The sequence below is a fragment of the Pseudanabaena mucicola FACHB-723 genome (assembly GCF_014696385.1).
Classification (GTDB): domain Bacteria; phylum Cyanobacteriota; class Cyanobacteriia; order Pseudanabaenales; family Pseudanabaenaceae; genus Pseudanabaena.
Genome location: NZ_JACJQB010000006.1, coordinates 46712 through 65768, shown reverse-complemented (window position 1 = coordinate 65768; position 19057 = coordinate 46712). Strand labels below are relative to the sequence as shown.

Annotated in this window: 22 protein-coding genes; 14 read left to right on the top strand and 8 right to left on the bottom strand. The window is 42.8% G+C overall.

The window, feature by feature from the left end; translation table 11 throughout:
- Window positions 1-7 precede the first annotated feature (7 nt).
- The 3 genes from H6F41_RS05165 to H6F41_RS05155 all read right to left on the bottom strand — a co-directional run bounded on the left by H6F41_RS05165 (window position 8) and on the right by H6F41_RS05155 (window position 4067).
- Window positions 8-2575, bottom strand: a complete 2568-nt coding sequence (locus H6F41_RS05165) for a TIGR03960 family B12-binding radical SAM protein (RefSeq protein WP_190402417.1) — start codon at window positions 2573-2575, stop codon at window positions 8-10.
- A gap of 148 nt (window positions 2576-2723) precedes the next feature.
- Complete coding sequence (locus tag H6F41_RS05160; RefSeq protein ID WP_190402416.1) at window positions 2724-3290, bottom strand: Uma2 family endonuclease; 567 nt, start codon at window positions 3288-3290, stop codon at window positions 2724-2726.
- Between the two features lie 72 nt (window positions 3291-3362).
- Entirely contained in the window at window positions 3363-4067 is a 705-nt protein-coding gene (locus tag H6F41_RS05155; RefSeq protein ID WP_190402415.1) for a Uma2 family endonuclease, read from the bottom strand.
- Window positions 4068-4331: 264 nt separating this feature from the next.
- Here H6F41_RS05155 and gltX point away from each other — a divergent pair, with 264 nt between their 5' ends.
- Window positions 4332-5768 carry a glutamate--tRNA ligase gene (gltX, locus tag H6F41_RS05150; RefSeq protein WP_190402414.1) on the top strand — a complete coding sequence of 479 codons (1437 nt, stop codon included), beginning with the start codon at window positions 4332-4334 and terminating at the stop codon, window positions 5766-5768.
- A gap of 43 nt (window positions 5769-5811) precedes the next feature.
- On the opposite strand, the gene H6F41_RS05145 is transcribed toward gltX, so the two are convergent.
- Window positions 5812-6645: a PD-(D/E)XK nuclease family protein gene (locus H6F41_RS05145; protein ID WP_190402413.1), complete on the bottom strand. Its 834-nt coding sequence runs from the start codon at window positions 6643-6645 to the stop codon at window positions 5812-5814.
- Between the two features lie 24 nt (window positions 6646-6669).
- On the opposite strand from H6F41_RS05145, the gene H6F41_RS05140 reads away from it, so the two are divergent.
- From H6F41_RS05140 to H6F41_RS05085, 12 genes are all read left to right on the top strand, one after another.
- Window positions 6670-9615, top strand: coding sequence for a hypothetical protein (locus H6F41_RS05140; RefSeq protein WP_190402412.1), 2946 nt, complete (start codon window positions 6670-6672; stop codon window positions 9613-9615).
- A 3-nt stretch (window positions 9616-9618) separates the two neighbouring features.
- Window positions 9619-10065, top strand: a complete 447-nt coding sequence (locus H6F41_RS05135) for a cyclic nucleotide-binding domain-containing protein (protein ID WP_190402411.1) — start codon at window positions 9619-9621, stop codon at window positions 10063-10065.
- Between the two features lie 88 nt (window positions 10066-10153).
- Window positions 10154-10396 carry a hypothetical protein gene (locus tag H6F41_RS05130; protein WP_190402410.1) on the top strand — a complete coding sequence of 81 codons (243 nt, stop codon included), beginning with the start codon at window positions 10154-10156 and terminating at the stop codon, window positions 10394-10396.
- Between the two features lie 78 nt (window positions 10397-10474).
- A complete protein-coding gene (locus tag H6F41_RS05125) occupies window positions 10475-12643 on the top strand; it encodes a DEAD/DEAH box helicase (RefSeq protein ID WP_190402409.1) in 2169 nt (722 codons plus the stop codon).
- Window positions 12636-13328: a DUF2290 domain-containing protein gene (locus tag H6F41_RS05120; RefSeq protein ID WP_190402408.1), complete on the top strand. Its 693-nt coding sequence runs from the start codon at window positions 12636-12638 to the stop codon at window positions 13326-13328. Before H6F41_RS05125 ends, H6F41_RS05120 begins: the two co-directional genes overlap by 8 nt.
- Before the next feature lie 198 nt (window positions 13329-13526).
- Window positions 13527-13760: an antitoxin gene (locus H6F41_RS05115; RefSeq protein WP_190352997.1), complete on the top strand. Its 234-nt coding sequence runs from the start codon at window positions 13527-13529 to the stop codon at window positions 13758-13760.
- Window positions 13757-14161, top strand: a complete 405-nt coding sequence (gene vapC / locus H6F41_RS05110) for a type II toxin-antitoxin system tRNA(fMet)-specific endonuclease VapC (protein ID WP_190402407.1) — start codon at window positions 13757-13759, stop codon at window positions 14159-14161. The genes H6F41_RS05115 and vapC overlap by 4 nt, the downstream gene beginning before the upstream one ends.
- A 20-nt stretch (window positions 14162-14181) precedes the next feature.
- Complete coding sequence (locus H6F41_RS05105) at window positions 14182-14403, top strand: type II toxin-antitoxin system HicB family antitoxin (protein ID WP_190402406.1); 222 nt, start codon at window positions 14182-14184, stop codon at window positions 14401-14403.
- A 5-nt stretch (window positions 14404-14408) separates the two neighbouring features.
- Window positions 14409-14621, top strand: coding sequence for a DUF2283 domain-containing protein (locus tag H6F41_RS05100; RefSeq protein ID WP_169364709.1), 213 nt, complete (start codon window positions 14409-14411; stop codon window positions 14619-14621).
- Window positions 14622-14661: 40 nt separating this feature from the next.
- Window positions 14662-14817: a type II toxin-antitoxin system Phd/YefM family antitoxin gene (locus H6F41_RS18740; protein ID WP_199288665.1), complete on the top strand. Its 156-nt coding sequence runs from the start codon at window positions 14662-14664 to the stop codon at window positions 14815-14817.
- Between the two features lie 62 nt (window positions 14818-14879).
- Window positions 14880-15128, top strand: a complete 249-nt coding sequence (locus H6F41_RS05090; protein ID WP_322095878.1) for a Txe/YoeB family addiction module toxin — start codon at window positions 14880-14882, stop codon at window positions 15126-15128.
- A gap of 134 nt (window positions 15129-15262) precedes the next feature.
- Complete coding sequence (locus H6F41_RS05085; protein ID WP_190402404.1) at window positions 15263-15541, top strand: peptidoglycan-binding domain-containing protein; 279 nt, start codon at window positions 15263-15265, stop codon at window positions 15539-15541.
- 132 nt (window positions 15542-15673) lie between these two features.
- On the opposite strand, the gene H6F41_RS05080 is transcribed toward H6F41_RS05085, so the two are convergent.
- Both H6F41_RS05080 and H6F41_RS05075 read right to left on the bottom strand, forming a co-directional pair.
- Window positions 15674-16339: a HEAT repeat domain-containing protein gene (locus H6F41_RS05080; protein WP_190402403.1), complete on the bottom strand. Its 666-nt coding sequence runs from the start codon at window positions 16337-16339 to the stop codon at window positions 15674-15676.
- Between the two features lie 16 nt (window positions 16340-16355).
- A complete protein-coding gene (locus H6F41_RS05075; RefSeq protein ID WP_190402402.1) occupies window positions 16356-16592 on the bottom strand; it encodes a hypothetical protein in 237 nt (78 codons plus the stop codon).
- A gap of 179 nt (window positions 16593-16771) precedes the next feature.
- On the opposite strand from H6F41_RS05075, the gene H6F41_RS05070 reads away from it, so the two are divergent.
- The gene (locus H6F41_RS05070) at window positions 16772-17188 is read left to right on the top strand and encodes a DUF3119 family protein (RefSeq protein WP_190402401.1); all 417 of its coding nucleotides are present in this window, start codon (window positions 16772-16774) and stop codon (window positions 17186-17188) included.
- A gap of 87 nt (window positions 17189-17275) precedes the next feature.
- Here H6F41_RS05070 and H6F41_RS05065 read toward each other — a convergent pair whose 3' ends face one another.
- Both H6F41_RS05065 and H6F41_RS05060 read right to left on the bottom strand, forming a co-directional pair.
- Window positions 17276-17887, bottom strand: a complete 612-nt coding sequence (locus H6F41_RS05065) for a precorrin-8X methylmutase (protein WP_190402400.1) — start codon at window positions 17885-17887, stop codon at window positions 17276-17278.
- A gap of 86 nt (window positions 17888-17973) precedes the next feature.
- Window positions 17974-19029 carry a response regulator gene (locus H6F41_RS05060; RefSeq protein WP_190402399.1) on the bottom strand — a complete coding sequence of 352 codons (1056 nt, stop codon included), beginning with the start codon at window positions 19027-19029 and terminating at the stop codon, window positions 17974-17976.
- Window positions 19030-19057 lie beyond the last annotated feature (28 nt).

The following is a 19057-nucleotide window of genomic DNA, read 5'->3' as shown; positions in this document are numbered from 1 at the left end:
TTCAGGATTACCGCATCGATTCGCGATGAACTTTGACTAGTTTGATTTCATCCTCTTCGGCAAGATACTTATTCATCATGTAAATCACATACTCAGGCTTGAGATTGCTGTCAGGCTTACAACTACCCATAAAGTGAATCGTTGGCAGTTCAGGATCGGGATTGATGATATTGATTGTAAAAATGCGATCGCGTAGTTCAATCATTTGATCTCGCCCTGATTTTGATTTCTTCGGCATTTGAATGGAAGTTGCGGCGAGGACACAATAACCAGCACCTTCGAGTAAATCCATAATGTCCGCCGCATGGCGCTCTTTAGGCGTGATAAAAGCGCAGGTCAGCGTATATTCGGCAACCTCTAGCATTGCATCTAGGGAAGGGGCATTGACAGGTACTTCCTCGATCGCATAGATCGGTAAATCCGCATCTAACTCTTCTTTGAAGCGCTCTTGAAATTCCTCAATCGGAATCACCTTAGTTAATTCAAAATCCACAAACTCAGCACTGCTAGTTTGACCGAGCGGTAGCGCCTTAGCGATGGAAATGCGGGGCAATGGGTTAAAGCCTTCCGTATGGGCAATAGGTAACGCTGCCCGTCTCGCCGCTCGTTGAAAGAATCTATAAAGATCCAAATGGGAAATCAAACTCATATCGCCGAGTTTGCCAAACTTGAGGCGGATGCGCTGGACTCTAGGGGGGATTTGTGGTTTCTCTAGGGAAATCGCAGGAATTTCTGGAGGTGGGATCACCTCATTATGTCCAAATTCAGGGCCACAAACGCCACATTCCGAGCATCCACCAAAGGAACAATCAGGAATTACCTTCGCTGCGATCGCTCTTTCCCAATCCTCGATCAGCCATTGTTTATCAATCCCTGTATCAATATGATCCCAAGGCAAAGGATCAGACATTTTTAGTGATGGCGTATCCCAAACTAAACCTGCTTCGGCGATCGCCTGTGTCCATGCGCCAAAAGCTTTTTCTGTATTCTCAAACCATGAGTCGAAACCTGCGCCCAGTTGCCATGCGCGATACAGCACCTTACCGAGACGACGATCGCCCCGTCCGACAAAATCCTCCATTGCACTGATGCGAACCTCAGTGTAGTTCACTTTCACTCCACTCAAGCGGCGAAATTCTTGGCGTAATAATCTCTGCTTTCGCACAAACTCGCCACTAGAAACCGTAAACCACTGAAAAGGTGTATGGGGCTTAGGTGTGAAGTTAGAAATGGTCAAGTTGAAGGAAATCTTCTTCCTTCCCTTTTGCGAACATTCATTTTGGAGCCATTCCACAGTATTAACGATACCAATTACATCTTCATCGGTTTCTGTCGGTAAGCCAATCATGAAGTAGAGTTTGACCTTATCCCAACCTTCAACGTAGGCAGTTTTCACGCCTTGCAGCAATTCCTCATCGGTCAAGCCTTTATTAATCACATCCCGCAAGCGCTGAGTTCCTGCCTCTGGCGCAAAAGTTAGCCCCTGCTGGCGACCATCGCCACTACGCAGCATATGGGCAATATTTTCATCAAAACGATCGACTCTTTGACTAGGAAGAGAGAGAGTAACGTGTTCATCTTTAAAGCGATTCTTAATCTGTACGCCCACCGATGGTAAGGCGAGATAATCGGAACAAGAAAGGGAGAGCAAAGAGAACTCATTATAGCCAGTTTCCCTAATCGCCTTCTCAATCGTATCCACCACTTTCTCAGGGTCAACATCACGGGCAGGACGGGTCAGCATTCCCGGCTGACAGAACCTACAGCCGCGAGTACATCCGCGCCGAATTTCGATAGTGAGGCGATCGTGCACAGTTTCCACTAAGGGAACTAAGCCAATGCTATGCTCTGGCATCGGTGTGGCAACACGGCGCAGGGCGCGGGGCGATACATCACTACGATTGGGAGTAATTGCACCTGTTTTCTCATCCATATCATAAAATTCAGGGACATAAACTCCATTTACCTCATTGGCAAGATAGAGTAGAGTTTCGCGGCGAGTTTTACCTGCGAGTTTGGCAGCTTTGAGAACTTCGCCAATTTCAGGTAATAACTCTTCCCCATCACCAAGAGCAAAGAAATCAAAAAAGTCCGCATAGGGTTCAGGATTAGAAGTCGCTGTCTGCCCCCCTGCAAAGATTAGCGGACATTCCTCAATACTTAATTCACTGCGTTCGCGCCATGTCATCGGAATATTAGCAAGATCAAACATTTCTAATACATTAGTCGCGCCTAGCTCATAGCTAAGGCTAAAGCCCAAAATGTCAAATTCCCGTAGCGATCGCTTGGACTCTACCGCAAATAAATCAGTCTTGGTTTCGCGCAACTTTGTCGAGAGGTCAGGTGCAGGGAGATAAGCGCGATCGCATAGCTGCCCGTCTTTAGAGTTAATAATGCTGTAAAGAATAATATGCCCCAAGTTGGACGCGCCCACTTCGTAGATTTCAGGATAGGTGAGCGACCAGCGCACGATCGCCTGATCCCAAGGCTTATGCACTGCACCAAACTCATTACCGAGATAACGGGCAGGTTTGAGGATTTCGGAGTTAAGTAACTGTTCTACGGGTACGGGCATAGATTTTTTTCACGATTTGATCTAGCCCTATTTTACATCTTGACGTTTTACTCCTCAGAAATACCCTGTGATCGCAACTTTGCCATTTGTAGCATCAGCTAACCCCAAAGGTATCCTAGCTAGCTAGTATTACATGCGATCGCTTTTGCTAGAATGTGACATCTTCGTAAAGATCGGCAAATTTTCCTTCAAAATTGATGCTCGACAATTGGAAATTGTCTTGCTCACCAGAGTATGACCTTAACACCCAAAGTCCTTCTTGATTGCGGCAGAAACAATCAAGGCGTTGACGTTTGGTGTTGACGAGAACGTATTCTTCTAGAGTTTCTATTTGTTGATAATCAGCAAATTTGTCACCGCGATCAAAACCTTCAGTGGATTTGGATAGAACTTCAATAATTAGTTTAGGGTATCTCTTTTGATTTTGCGATTGGGTATCCCTAGGATCGCAAGTCACCATCACATCTGGATAATAAAAGCGGTTTAATAAATCTATTCTCGCTTTCATGTCAGACATATAGATGCGGCAATTAGAGCCGCGTAAATGGTTGCGAATTAAAAAAGCCATGTTTAAGGCGATCGTAACGTGAGGATCGTTTGCGCCAGCCATTGCATAAACATATCCATCGATATATTCGTGTTTAATATCACTTTGCTCTTCCATTGCGAGATATTCGTCGGGAGTTATGTAATCAAATTTTGGTGTGGCAATCATGATTTACCTACAATATTTTGCTGATAAGAGTTAATAAAAAGAATATTTATAAGATTCGATCAAGATTTGCGATTACGCATCAACACCAAGCGATCGCAACTTTGCCAATAATAACTCCACCTGATTTTGAGCAGCATCTGCTCGTTGTCGCTCAAAATCAGCCTTTTCTTCGCCTGTAAGATAACGCTGTCCCCGTTCATCAAACCACGATAATATTTCACGTCCAAAGCGATCGCTTGGCAACACACAGCGTCCAAGACCTAAACCGATCTCTGGCATCCACAATGGCTCACCAATCTGTAATTGGTAATCACCATCCACTAATTTATAAACCTCAAAGGGCAGATGTCCATCACGTCGCCAGAATTGAGGATTATAAATTACATAATATTTAACGCCTAATTTGCGATAAATCTCTAATTTTTTCTCGTATTCATCACTATAGCTGTGTGAGACAACTTCTAGCGTCAAAATTGGTGCAGTATATTCCTCTTCCCACATCACATAGCTACTACGTGATTTGCCATTTTTGCGCCTTTCTACACCTAAACTCAAAAATCCGTCAGGAATTATGGGAACCCTCGGACTTACACCAGTGGTGTGATAGATACCCATATCCACGCCAAAGTACCAATCATCACGATTTTTCCAAATATATTCCAATAGAAATAATAGTAAGTTTGGTACAAAATTCTGGTCTTCGTTATCCACAGGTGTATCGTCAGAATCTGGTAATTCGTCGCTGGTGGGCAGATGTTTGAGATCGATTTGGAGCATCGGAATTACCTCAAAAGTATCTTAGCTATCTGGTTGGTATTATAGGCGATCGCTTTAATGATAATCATCCCAATAGACAAGTTTTAGGAATCACTACGCGATAGCTCAACACATCCCAAAATAAATCATTTAGCTAAATATCCTTGATCATCCCTACCCATTGAAATTTTGAATTGAAATTTTGACTGGACGATCTCGATCGCTTTATTTAGCCACAGTAACGTGATATGAAGGATAATCGGATTTTATAACGTTTACAAATTCATGTCTGTTCGAGTTCGCATTGCACCAAGTCCCACGGGTAACCTGCATATTGGTACTGCCCGCACCGCCGTATTTAATTGGCTGTATGCCCGTAATCAAGGCGGGACATTTATCCTCAGAATCGAAGATACCGATCGCGAACGTTCTAAGGACGAATACACCCAAAATATTTTAGAAGGCCTGGCTTGGTTGGGGATTAACTTTGACGAAGGCCCCTTTTTCCAAACCCAACGCAGCGATCGCTATATTGCTGCCGTAGAGAAATTACTTGCCGATAAAAAAGCCTACTTCTGCTACTGCACCGAAGCAGAACTAGAGGCAATGCGCGAAGCCCAAAAAGCTAATAAGCAAGCCCCTCGCTATGACAATCGTCATCGCCACCTTAGTGAGGAGCAACGTCAAGCCTTTGAAGCTGAAGGTCGCCGCCCTGTGATTCGATTTATTATCGAAGAACCTCGGACGATCGCATGGAATGATCTAGTACGCGGCACGGTCTCTTGGAGCAGCAGCGATCTGGGTGGTGATATGGTGATTGCCCGTGTTGATGAGCAAGGCAATATTGGCTTACCTTTGTATAACTTTGCCGTAGTTGTCGATGATATTGACATGGCAATTACCCAAGTTATTCGCGGGGAAGACCATATCGCCAATACCGCTAAGCAAATCCTGATCTACGAAGCCCTCGGCGCAACACCACCACAATTCGGGCATACACCGCTCATTCTCAATCAACAGGGCGCAAAAATCTCGAAACGTGATGGCGCAACTTCTGTTTGGGAATTTCGGAATATGGGCTATATTCCCGAAGCATTTAACAACTATATGGCGCTCTTGGGTTGGTCTCCGAGTGATGGAAAAGAAATCTTCACGCTCCAAGAAGCTTCTCAAATCTTCAGCTTCGATCGCGTCAATAAGGCAGGGGCGAAGTTTGATTGGGACAAATTGAATTGGATTAATAGTCAATATTTGCACTCATTGCCAACGGAAGATGTTTGCGATCGCATTACGCCATTTCTCAAGGATGCTGGCTATGATCTGGAATCCGTTGATCGTCAATGGCTACTGGATCTCACCAAACTGATTGCCCCCAGCTTGACTTTGCTCACCGATGCCGCCACCATCAGTAAATTCTTTTTTACTGATTTTGAAGACTATACCGATGATGCGAAGACAACCCTCCAAGGTGAAGGTGTATCTGGTGTGATTACAGCGCTCATCGATGCCCTCAAGGAAACTGAGTCGCTTGATGCTGATAGTGCTGGGGAAGTGATCAAAAATGTCACCAAGTCCCAAGGTGTCAAGAAAGGCGTAGTCATGAAGTCATTGCGAGCTGCCCTCACAGGCGATCTGCACGGACCTGAAATTATTCCTTCGTTTATTTTGCTGCATCGCAAGGGCTTAGCCTTGCCCCGCTTGCAAAGGGCTGTAGCTGCCTAATTATGTGAAGAAGGGAGGCGCAGAGCGCCTCCCTTCTTGGTTATTAAATTTCGATTTCCGAAATTTCAGTAATATCGGTAAACACTTTTGCGAATACCTCACCCCGATCGCAGCGATCGCGAAATTCACAATAATTACAAGCATCACTTCCCAAGGCAACTTTTGGGTACTGCTCCAAATCATCACCTGCTTTCGTAATTTCCGTCAAAATTTGCTGTAATCGCTGTTCAGTAAGCTCATATTCACTCTGCGAATAATTAATAATTACGGACTCAGCAGTATTCGCAAACCAATAGGTCATCGATAGTTGAGCAGGACTATAGGTAGTTGTCTTCGCTAACAAATACAAATAGAGACGGGTTTGCCAATTATTTTTTAATTGTTCTGGTGCGATCGCAATTTGATGGGTTTTCCAATCAAGTATTTGCGCTGTATGCTTACCCAAAATCAAAAAGTCATAGATCGCTGTCAATACAAAACAATTGCGATCGCAGTTATTTTCCTGTTGATTAGCAATTGCGATCGCAATCTCTAAAGTACGGCGATGCTCACATAGTCTTTCACCGTCTATCATCTTGGGAGGCTGAGACTCAAAAGCATCCAGCCAAGACTGTAATTTATCATCACTGCTCGCCAACGCCGACACATCCAACCCTAGCTCCCTTTGCTGCATCAGCAAGTGAAAATTTGAACCTAGTAATAAAGTCCGTTGGCGTTGTAAGTCAGCTTCAGGTAAACTCAAATCCTCTAAAAAACTATATCGGTATTTCCGCCGACAGGTTTCCCAAGCATGAAGATGCCCTTGCGAGATCGGCGTAACGGTCAAAATAGCTGTCATCGGTGATTTGATTGCAGATTTACTTTCTTGTAGTACCATATCGTCAATTGACAGCCGCTATTTATGGATGCCTCAGCCATTCCCAATCCCAACTCATTAATGCGTCGATTCCTCAGAATCGTCAATCTGCGCCCAGACGAAGCTGAACGCACATTTTTGATGTTTTTATTCTATGGCATGACATCAATCGGCGCAGTATGGCTAGAATACTCCAGCTCCACCCTATTTCTAGAAACCTACAGAGCCGAAAACCTTGTGTGGATCTATATTTCCACCGCAGTAGTCGTTACTGCACTGGGAGTATTTTATTCATGGCTGCAAAAGTTATTTCCCTTGCGTTGGGTAATGCTGGGCATATCACTGTTACTTGCCCTACCCCTACCCCTAGCATGGATGGGATTAATGCAAAAAGGCACATATTTATTTATGGTTGCCGTATTTGCGATTCGGCTATGGGTAGAAGGCATTTATGTACTGAGTAATATCAACAATGATATTGCCGCGAACCAACTATTTAACATTCGTGAAATCAAACGAGCCTTTCCGCTAATTAGTACAGGCATTATTGTTGCGGAAATCGTTGGTGGGTTTTCCTACCCCTTTTTAGTGCGCTGGGTTGGTGCGATCAATATGATCCTCGGCACTTGCCTAATGATTTTGCTAGGTTCCTGCGTCCTTTTTTATCTCAGCAGTCGCTATCGCCAAGCCTTTCCCAATACTGTTTATCGCAGCGATGAAGACCGTGAAATTGCCACTCGTTCCCTCTCAGGCAATATCTTAAAATACGTCTGGCTCCTGTTTGGCTTCTTTATCGCCGCGCAGGTTTTGTTTTTCATGATTGAGTTTCAGTATCAAACTCAACTAGAAATTCATCTTAAAACCGAAGAAGCGATCGGCAGCTTTTTAGGGATTTTTGGCGGCATTATGGGGGTATTTAAGCTGACATTACAGCTTTTTGGCTCTAGCCGCATTATCGAGCGAATTGGTGTATTTTTTGCCGTATTGATGCCCCCGATCGGCATTATCATCACAGGCACGATCGCAGGTTTTGCCCCCTTCGGTTTGCTAGTTGGGTTCGTGGTACTGAAATTTTTTGACGAGTTATTTCGCTTTACGATTGTTGCCGCCACCTCGCCAACACTATTTCAGGCAGTTCCCGACCAATTTCGTAGTCAAATTCAATCCTTTGTCCGTGGCATTGCCGATCCCCTCGCCACAGGTGGGGCAGGCGTTCTCATTTGGCTATTCAGTGGCATTTTTAAGAGCAGCAGCATGGCTGCGGATATTTTCTCCAATTCGTTTGCGGCGGTTATTGTCTTTGTGGCAATTATTTGGGTGGGGATCATCCTTCTATTGCGACGGGGATATTTAGAGTTATTGATCCAAAATGTGGAAAGTGGGCATCTGAGTATGATGACCGTCGATCCTCGCGAAATGAAACGCGCTGTATCAGAATCCGTAGTCAGGGCAGAAACTCAACTGGAGCAGTCAGTATGTATTGACCTGTTGACGCAAATTGCTCCGCAGTCCGTTGGCGAATCCCTTGCCCCCATGTTGGCGCAAATGTCTCCCGAACTGCAAGCCCAAAGCCTCAAGGCAATGTTAGAAAATCCTGAAGCAAGGTATTTGCCCTATGTCCGCGAGGTTATGAAAACAAGCAGTAACTCGCCACAAGTCCAAGCCCTATGCTTACGTTACCTACTGCTTGCCGATGAAAAAAGTCGCGATATCGATGGTTTGCGGCGCTATCTCAATCTCGAACAACATCCGATTATTCGCGGTACAGCCGTGGCGATGATGATGCGACTCGGCTCACCGACCCAAGTCGCTGAGGCAACCAATACTTTGCGCCATATGCTCACTAGCCATTCGCAATCAGAACGGGTTCTAGGTTGTCGGGCTTTGGCAGAGGCTGCCTTTATGCAGTCTCTGCGTTTTTATGTGCCACAGTTGTTGCAAGATCCATCGATTGAGGTGCGTTGCGCCCTCTTAGGTGCGATCGCAGCAACCCGTGTTAGCGAATATTTCCCATCGATCATTCGGGGCTTACATTACAAAGCGACCCGCAAAGCTGCCCACCAAGCGCTAGTTAATCTCGGTGATGACGCGATTGCACCGCTTTTAGATCTAGCTTTTTGCGATCGCAGTCCCGACAATGTACGCATTCAAGCTTGGGACATCTTGGGGGAAATTTGCTCAGAGACATCGATCGGCGTACTAGCAAATAATTTACCTAAATGTTGGGGTAAAAATCGGCGACAAATCCTGCGTTCATTGCTGCGGATTCCACAGGAACAAGGCATCGAATTAATTCTCGAAATAATGGGCAGGGGCGGAATTGAAAAAATGATCCTGCAAGAGTTTAGACTTATGGCAGAGGTATGGGCAGGTATCGAAGATATTTCCTTAGGAAATAACACCAACACCGAAATCGATCTATTGCTTGACTCTTTGCAAAATGAAGCCATCAATAGCCTAGAGCGAATTTTATTAATGATGAAATTCCTCTATCCATCCTCCGCGATTCAAGCCGCAACTTTTAACATCTTGTCTGGTTCCAAGGGGGGAATAGCCCGTGGTATGGAAATTTTAGACAATACAGTTGATCTTGGTCTCAAAAAAGTCCTTTTATCCGTAATTGACAGCCGCTCTGTTTCCGACAAGCTAAATATTTTGTCTACGATTCACCCCTATCAACCGCTCCCCCCGCTCAACCGTTTACAGCAAATCGTCGATCTGCGATATTGTCTGTCAGATTGGACTTTGGCTTGCTGCTTCCATGTCGCACGTACCCAACGTTGGGGTTTACCTGCCGAAGCAATGCTGCAATGCCTAGACTATCCCACAGGTTTTGTGAGGGAGTCGGTGATTTCCTATCTGCAAGTTGCTTCGCCGCGATCGCTAATCAAGATTTTGCCCCGTCTATTAAAGGATCGCGATCCTTTGGTACTTGCTCAAGCTAGGGCAATTTCCTATTACTTTCAGAGCAATGGTATTAAGGAGTCTTAGGCGATGTTAACCAGTATTGACCGACTACTATTAATACGTGGCGTACCGATTTTTAAAGAATTACGGGATGGCTTTTTGGTGCGCTTAGCGGCAGGAATGAATGAGGTCGCCTATTCACCAGGAAAGATGATCTTTGCCCATGGACAGGAAGGGCGATCGCTATACATCATCATTACTGGCAAGGTGCGCGTACATATCGAAGACAAAGATTTGGCAGTTCTGGAAAAGGGGAGCTGCTTTGGCGAAATGTCGTTGTTTGATGCCGAACCCCGTTCAGCATCGGTGTCAGCAATCACGAATTGCGAATGTTTAGTGCTGTCACAGCAACAACTGTATGACGCAATTGATGAGACTCCTGATATTGCCGTTAATATTATTCGCATTTTGTCGCGGCGTATTCGCAGTCAAAACATCATGCTTAATGATTTGCAGAAAAAACTAGGCACGTAAACCATTTGTTTTTGTCGCAGTCATAAAGCAACCTGAGTTAGCTAAATTGCTTGTAAAATGTTTGCAGTAAGTTTCTCGGGTGATTCACATGGAAGCTGTTGCTGAAGATCTCTATACTGTGCAGAAAATTGAGGCGATTTTACAAAGGCTTTCACCTGAAAGATTGCGGGTGGTGGCGGATTTTTTGGCTTATCTTGATGAAAGAGAAAGCAATGATGCAACGGAGGAGTTGTTGAGTATTCCTAATTTTTTGGAAGACTATCAAGAGGCTTTGCAAGAAGTTGAAAGAGATGATGTAGTTTCTTTCAAGAGTATTCGCCGTCCTGTATGAAAAGCCACTGAGTAAAGACGTAAGCATGTTTTGTTATGATAAAAACTATCTAGGATAAGAATCTGGGAAATCAGGGAAATGGCATCTTCAACATCAATTGTTCAAGGAACCAATAGTAAGCCAGTCTCAAGCCGCGCTTTAGTAAACTTCTTCTCTTCTCTAAAAGGTGGAGATGGAGAATTATTTATTGGTTATCCAATTATTGCCAGTCCTGACGGTAGTTTCCCTTTTGATGCTGTATGGGTATCACCTAGTAAAGGAATAGTTATTTTTGATCTAATTGAAGGCTCCGATATTTCAGAGTTTGAGGATCGTCAGGATGACTTAGCTAACAAGCTTAAATCTCGCCTCACACTTTACAAAGAATTAATGAAGAAGCAAGATCTTGTAGTAAAGATCCATACAATTTCTTTTGCACCTGGATTAGCTTCAACTGATTACTCATCCGACTCAGAATACATTCTTGTAAATGAAGATAACCTCCAAACAGCGTTAGAAGAATTTAGTTGGCATGAAAGTAGCCTTGCTTATTACAAGTCAACGCTTTCTGTATTGCAGAATATATCTACGATTCGCAAAGGTAAATCTCGAAGACATATCACGAACCCAGATTCACGAGGATCTAAATTAAAGAAACTAGAAGATTCAATTGCTACATTAGATAATTTGCAAAGCAAAGCAGTTATTGAGACTGTTGAAGGTGTTCAACGGATAAGAGGACTTGCTGGCTCAGGCAAAACAATTGTACTTGCCTTAAAAGCTGCATATCTCCACTCTCAGCATCCAGATTGGAAAATAGCAGTCACTTTCAACACTAGGGCTTTAAAAGGTCAATTAAAACTACTAATTGAAAATTTTCTAAAAAAAACTGACAATGAGCCTGATTGGGAACAAATAAAAGTTTTAAATGCTTGGGGAGCGCCTGGTGGTGGAGAACGTGACGGAATTTATCATCAGTTTTGTCGTTCTGTAGATGCTCCATATTTTGATTTCCCTTCTGCTACAAGAAATTTCAATAGTGGCAATGTATTTGATGCTGTATGTAAAAACGCTTTAACACACTCTCACAAAGCCAAGAAATTATATGATGTAATTCTTGTTGATGAGGCGCAAGATTTTCCACCTTCATTCTTGCGTTTATGCTATGAGATTCTTGATGATCCCAAAAGGCTTGTCTATGCCTATGACGAATTACAAAATCTTTCGGGAACTTCGGTATCTACTCCTGAAGAGATATTTGGTACATATCCTGATGGAACACCTCGCATTACATTTCCTGTCCCAACACCTGATAAACCTAGAAGTGACATTATTCTCGAAAAATGTTATCGAAATTCTCGTCCTGTATTGGTTACTGCCCATGCACTAGGCTTTGGGATTTATCGTCAGCCACCTGCAAATAGAAATACGGGGCTGGTGCAAATGTTTGGAGAATCTGGACTCTGGCGAGAAATTGGGTATGAAGTTAAGGAAGGTGATTTACAAGATAACTCTAATGTAGTTCTTCAACGAGTACCTGATGCAAGTCCAGAATGGTTAGAGAATCATTCTCCAATCAATGACTTAATTCAATTTATTCCTTTTAAAAATGAAGAAGAACAGAGTAATTGGGTTGTCAATGAAATAAAGAAAAATTTACAGCAAGAAGAACTTTCTTACGATGATATTGTCGTTATCAATCCCGAACCATTAACAACTAGAGAAAAAGTTGGATCAATCCGCAAAAAGTTGTTAGAAAGTGAAATAAATTCACACTTAGCTGGAGTAGATACAGATCCAGACATATTCTTTAAATCTGATACACCATCAATTACATTTACAGGAATCTATCGCGCCAAGGGTAATGAGGCAGGCATGGTCTATATCATTAATGCTCAAGATTGTCATTCAACCTCCGCGAATCTTGCCACTCTTCGGAATCGATTGTTTACGGCAATTACACGTAGCAAAGCATGGGTTAGGGTTCTTGGGATTGGTGCAGGTATGCAGAGTTTAATAGATGAATATAAGTCTCTACAAAGCAAAAATTATGAATTACATTTTCGATATCCAACACAAGCAGAACGAGAACATCTGAGTATTGTTCATCGTGATATATCCCCCGCAGAACGTAGTCAACGGAATAGTAAGGGTAAGAAAGTTGCAGAAGTTATTGAAGCCATCAAATCAGGAGAGCTAGATGAAGAAAATATTGCTGCTATTGAAGCTGCTCTCAGAGAATCTTCAGGAATAGCGATTAATGCTTAGCCCTCAAGAGGTCTGTACACATATTAAGCAGTTACTTGGCTACTTGGTTGAAGTTGGCTTATCAAGTGACCAGAACTATCCCTTTGTGAGAAGGGGCAACAATAATATAGTAGAGGTTACTTTTCCTCAATCGGAGTATTTATCAGTTGCGCTCAAAAATTATAGTTATGCAGAAATTTATGAAAATCTTGCCTCTGAAAGAGCTTACATTACAAAGCTGCCAGATGGGGCTTTAGTCACAATGCGTTACTTGTACAATGCTAAAGGATTAGAGCGTCATTCTCTTGGCTTTTATCCATCACCCAACCTAGAAGAGTTTCAGAATTCTCCCGATATATATCTAGAAGATATTGTGTATGCTGATGTCATTGCACGAAATATTGTGCCATTCCCGATTCGTTTTGATTTTGACTGTCGAGAAGATGTTTTTGTCCCAGTAGATCATCCAAAATCCCATTTGACTTTGGGGCAGTACCAAAATTGTAGAATACCGATAGCTGCTCCTTTGACACCTTATTGTTTCATCTCTTTTTTACTGAGAAATTTCTACAATACAGCGTTTAAGAAATACTCAGAGCAACTACCATTTTTCTCTGAAGAGTTTGAAAACTCAATCCATCCCGAAGAGTTAAAAATTGCACATTTTCAGGTTCCTGTAAAAAAGTTGTCTTTTATAAATATTTAGTAGTTTAGTGATCGCCTTTTATCGTCACAACACTGGCAAAAGCGCTAATGAGTAGGTCGTGAAACTCTGCCAAAGCCTAACACAGAGTCAATCCCAATACGCCCATTCACAGGAGAAAAAAGTACCCAAGAACTCACAAATGAAGTCAAAGCTTGGCTTAGAAGAATTAACTTAGAATACAACTAGGAGAACAAACCCATGCACACCGCCAAACTCAGAATGCAAGGCAACGAACAACTAGCCATATTACCAGATGGATTCCAACTAGTCGGCGAAGAAGTCTACATCAAAAAAGTCGGCAACGCGATCATCCTTATCCCAAAAAACAATCCTTGGCAAACCCTCTGGAATAGCCTCGATCTCTTCTCAGATGACTTTATGGAAACTAGAGAACAACCTCCATTACAAGAAAGAGAGGAGCTATTCTCATGAAGTATATGCTCGATACCAATACTTGCATTTACATCATTAAACGTAAGCCCCAAGACGTTTTAGCAAAATTTCAAACCATCGCCCCCTTTGACATTGGTATCTCATCCATCACCGTAGCCGAACTAGAATATGGAGCCGCCAAAAGCCAATTTCCCGATCGCAATCGTGCCGCCCTTAACCAATTCCTAATCCCATTAGAAATTGTCCAATTTGACGAACAAGCCGCAACCATTTACGGAGACATCCGCGCAACCCTAGAGCGATCGGGCAAAATCATCGGTGCAATGGACTTGCTCATAGCAGCTCATGCCCTGAGTTTAAACCTAACCCTAGTTACCAACAACACCAAAGAATTTAATCGAGTTCAAAACCTTGCTCTTGAAAACTGGGTGACATCGTAACTTCTTGTAGAACAACAACCATGAAAGACTATCACATCAACATTTTCTACAGCGAAGAAGATGAGGCATATATTGCCGATATCCCTGATTTAAAATATTGCTCAGCGATCGGTGAAACTCCACAGCAAGCACTCTCTGAAGTAATTCTTGCTAAAACCGCATGGCTAGAATCTGCCACAGCAGAAAACAAAACAATTCCAAAACCCCGTTATCGCCCCATAATTTATCAAATTGTGGCTTAAAAACTATGGCAGAAGTAAAAGTCTACTACGACAAACTAGGAAACACCCTCACCGTCTGGTTTGGCGATCCTAACCAAGAATATATCTGCGAAGAAACAGGCGATGAAGTGATCTTGATGAAAAATAAATCTGGTGTAGTAATTGGTTTTGAGAAACTTAATTACAGCCTTCAAGAATCATCTAATCTCAGATTTTCCTTTGAAACCCTAGCAGCATAAGTATTACAGTTTAATTAATTGATTATTGTAGAAAAACATTATGGATTACTTACTAATTCAAGAAGCAACAGCCAACTTTAATGATTTAATTAACCAAGTCAGTGCAAATCATAAGCCCGTCATGATTAAAGGCTCAGAGAATGACGTGGTTTTGATTTCTAAAGAAGACTGGGCAGCGATAGAAGAGACTATCTAGCTGAACTCTATACATGGATATATCGACTCACTCAAAGAAGTTATGACTAGCCCTAGAAGTGAATGGGTAAACGCTCAAGAGTTAGGACTGTAACAATGTGGGAAGTTATCTTCAGTAAAAAAGCCCAAGAAGATTTAAATAAATTGAAAAGTATTGGTCTATTTGAGAAAACCAAAGAGCTAGTTGCCATACTAAGAGAAAATCCATTCACAAATCCACCACCTTACGAGAAATTAGTTGGAAATTTGCAATGCTTCTACTCAAGGCGTATAAATATCAAGCGATGCTTGATCTATCGCGTAGTTAAATAAAATAATACTTATAGATCACTAACGAAATTCTTACTAAATCCTTCAGATTTTTTGATTAGCTTGCAAATGCAGCATAAGCTAATAGGGTTGAATTTTTGGTTTTGCCAAATCTAAGTTTTTATCGGAGAATTATTATGGCGCATGCAGAGTTATATAAAGGAGATGCCAGTGAAGAGGTAACTCTCCTGCAATCATTATTAGGAATTAATGCTGATGGAGTTTTTGGTGATCAAACTGAGGCTGCTGTCATTAAATTTCAGACAGAGCATAACCTTGGTGCTGATGGCATAGTCGGTTCATTGACATGGGCAGCTTTAGAAACAAAGAAAGCCTCGCCTGAACCTGACGTGATTTCCAATGCTGTTGGAAAAATCATGGGTGGAATTGGTATTGGTTTGGGTAATCAAACTTAGATTTATTTGTTCAAGGCACTGGTCAGCTAATTGGGGATAGGTTCTAGAACGCCCATTTCATGCCAACAAAAAGACGCAAATACGTCGATTACGCTTTAACTGTCCAGTGCCCTGACTCAGCAAAACCTCTAGTTAAATAGATTCTAAAAATGATTGAGTTGCTTCGGAGACTTGAGGCATGGGATCATTAGCAAGCCTTTCTAAACCTACCTTAGCCCGATCACCACCGAGTTGCGCCAAGGACTGAGCAACGCGATGGCGTACTTGCCAATCTTCAGACTCAATCAGGGGTAAAAGTAAATCCACAGCTTCAGGTTGACCTAAATCGCCTAATGAACCAATTGCCGCAATTTTGACTAACTCATTAGGGCTTTGCAATGCTTCCGCAAGAAAGTCAAAACCCTGAGCATCGCCCAATTCACCGATCGCAGCGACGATACTAAACTGAAACATCCAGTCATTGGTGGACTCGTAGGCAGTTTTGAGAATGTCAAAGGACTGGGTAAGTTGGAGAGCGCCCAAGGAAGCGGCGGCGGCAGCCCTTACATCAATTTCCGCGTCAGTTAACAGACAATTACTTAATATTTCTAAAGACTTTGGCAAATCGACAGTACCGACTGTACCGATTTGGCTAACTGCATCGTAACGGACACGAGCGTAGGGATCAGCAGCAGCGATTACTAGTAATTCAAATCGCTCAGCTAATGAGAGAGAGCGACTAGCATGAATGGCTTTCATCCGAAGTCCCATGTCATCCATAGCTAGTTGCTCTTTCAAAGATGCAAATGTTTCGCTCACAACGAAGATCTCACACTTAATAGGCTAACGTCTCTAGTGTCTCACGTAAGTAGCTACGCACGAGATCATCAAGAACGCCTTCCTGTGCGGTGACATCTTTAGTTTCGTATTTTGAGCCGTGGCGAGAGCGTTGCCATTTATCAAATCCAGAGCTAGTAGAGATTGCCCGCTTGAGTTCGCTCCAGACTTTTGGATCTTTGTCGGCATCACGCAAGGGTAAATTCAAATTATTGGCTGTTGAGGATAAGTTCATAAACATTTCCTAATCTTACATAGAAGTTGGATTTTGTGCTAAGGCATCACTCAGTTAGCAGTGAACTAACTAAAGCGTTTAGTTAGCTCAGCTAGATTCATCTTATCACTTCAACAAAGGGGACATAGATTTAGAATTAAATGTATATCTATAGATAGAAATCAATTATTTAAATCACCATGACTACTTCAAATCCATTTGTTGACCCAAAAATTGCATCACAGGCTACAGAATTAAAGGCAAACTATGCAATCCCAACCGTATTAGTGTTGTCTGCGATACCATTAATTTGGGTGCAGGTGATTGCTGCGGGTGTGGTTGCGCTCTTTGGGTTGTTTTTATTTTATCAAGCAGGTACGATTCGACTGATATTTACGGCAACAGATTTAGAGGTATATCGATCATCAGAAAAATTCCGAACTTTCCCCTATCAAGAATGGCAAGATTGGAAAATTTTTTGGTTTTCTTTCCCTGTATTGTTTTATTTTAAGGAAATAAAAAGCATCCATTTCTTGCCCATTTTATTTGATGTAAAAGCCCTAAAAACTTGTTTGGAAAAACATATTCCTCAGTCAAAAAACAACACTGGCGAGTAAATTATTATTTTCCTGCCTTCGGCAGGAAAATAATAATTTATAATTTCGCTAATTTCGCTTGATTAGCAAGCATTACAAGCCTTGAGCCTAGCTACCGTAAGCTTGCCATGCCAGTCTGACTAAAGAGTTAAAAATAGCCGCCGCTGCGATCGCATTTCCTTTGCGACCCTCTACCCAAATATGCGGGACTAAGCAATTTTGGAGGCGAGACTTGCCCGTATTTGCATCTATAAATACCGCAGGAGTCGCAATTACCAAAGCAGGATTCAGGTCTTCAGTCTCAATTAGATCCACAATTGTATCCAAAGCAGTTGCCGACTCCCCAATTACAAAAATTGCTTCGGGATAGCGCTTTGCTAATGTTTCCACGCCCCAAGCAGCCTGTGTCTTTGTCTTTTGAGGGCGCGTAATTGCTTCGACACCACAATAGATCGGGTTTGCGAAAGTATCGCAAAGACTAGGAAATATCCCTGCTTGCAAAGAAGGTACATCGACCACTACAGTGGCACGCGCCGCTAGCGCAGTTGCACCTGCCTGCAAAGCATTATCAGAAAATTTCACCAGATGTTGATACTCAAAATCGGCAGTGGCATAAATTACTTGGCGCACAATTTCGTACTCGGCAGGCGTAAGGCAATGTTCACCTATTTCGCGGTCAATGATTGCTAAACTTTGTGCGTCGGTAATATGCCATTCCATACAATTTTGCAATTTGATATATTTTTATAAATTCATGATTTAGGTACGACCGTACCATATCAAGCGAACATAGAAAACCTAGATACTTATTCGGCTAAATCATTATGTTGTCTAACACAATTACGCCCCTCAGCTTTGGCCAGATATAGTGCGCGATCGGCAGCATTGAGCAAATTACTCACTCGGCATTCTTGTTGAGGATTGAGTGTCGCGACCCCACAGCTAATCGTCACATGATCAGCCACCTTTGAATAGGCATGGGGTAAATTTAGCTCTGTTACAATCTCTGTGGCGCGAATAGCTACATTTAATGCACCCGTTGCATCAGTATTTGGTAAAACGATCGCAAATTCTTCACCACCATAACGAGCAACCAAATCTGCAGGGCGACTAGCCGATTTTCTGATCGCTTGAGCGATTTCCTTGAGACAAATATCGCCTTCTTGATGACCATAGTTGTCGTTATAGTTCTTGAAAAAATCAATATCGCATAGCACCAAAGAAATGAGCTGTTGATCTCGGAGCGAGCGCTTGCATTCCTGCTCTAGGTATTCATCTAAACATCGACGATTAGCAACTTGGGTTAAACCATCGATCGACACTAGGCGGCGTAGCTCTTGGACAACGATCGCTAACTGCTGATTGGCGACAGCTAATTGCTGATTTGCCGACTCAATCTGTTGCCGTAAGTTGGCTTGGTCGAGCAAACGACGGACTCTTTGACGTAGTACCGCCCAGTGAATTGGCTTGGTCACATAGTCCGATGCACCGACATCATAGGCTCGATCGACGGATTCGCGATCCTCAAGAGCCGTAATGATGAGGATTGGGGTGTGATCGCCTTTGGGAAGATTTTGCAATTTTGAACAGCATTCAAAGCCATCCATTATCGGCATCATCGCATCTAGCAAAATCATATCGGGGTTGCATTGCTGATATTGCTGTAACGCCTCTAGACCATTCGCAGCTTCAACTACACGATAATGCTCCCGTTCTAAGTAACGCACCAAAATTTTCCGCATGAAGAGATCGTCGTCAACAACCAAAATTAAAGGATTGTTAGCGAAGTTTTCGGGGAGAGGCACTTCTAGAACCGATTTTGTGCCTAGGGGCGTGCGATCGCTAGTATCGTCGATGGTCATTACAATGGCGAGACGGTAAATTTGACAG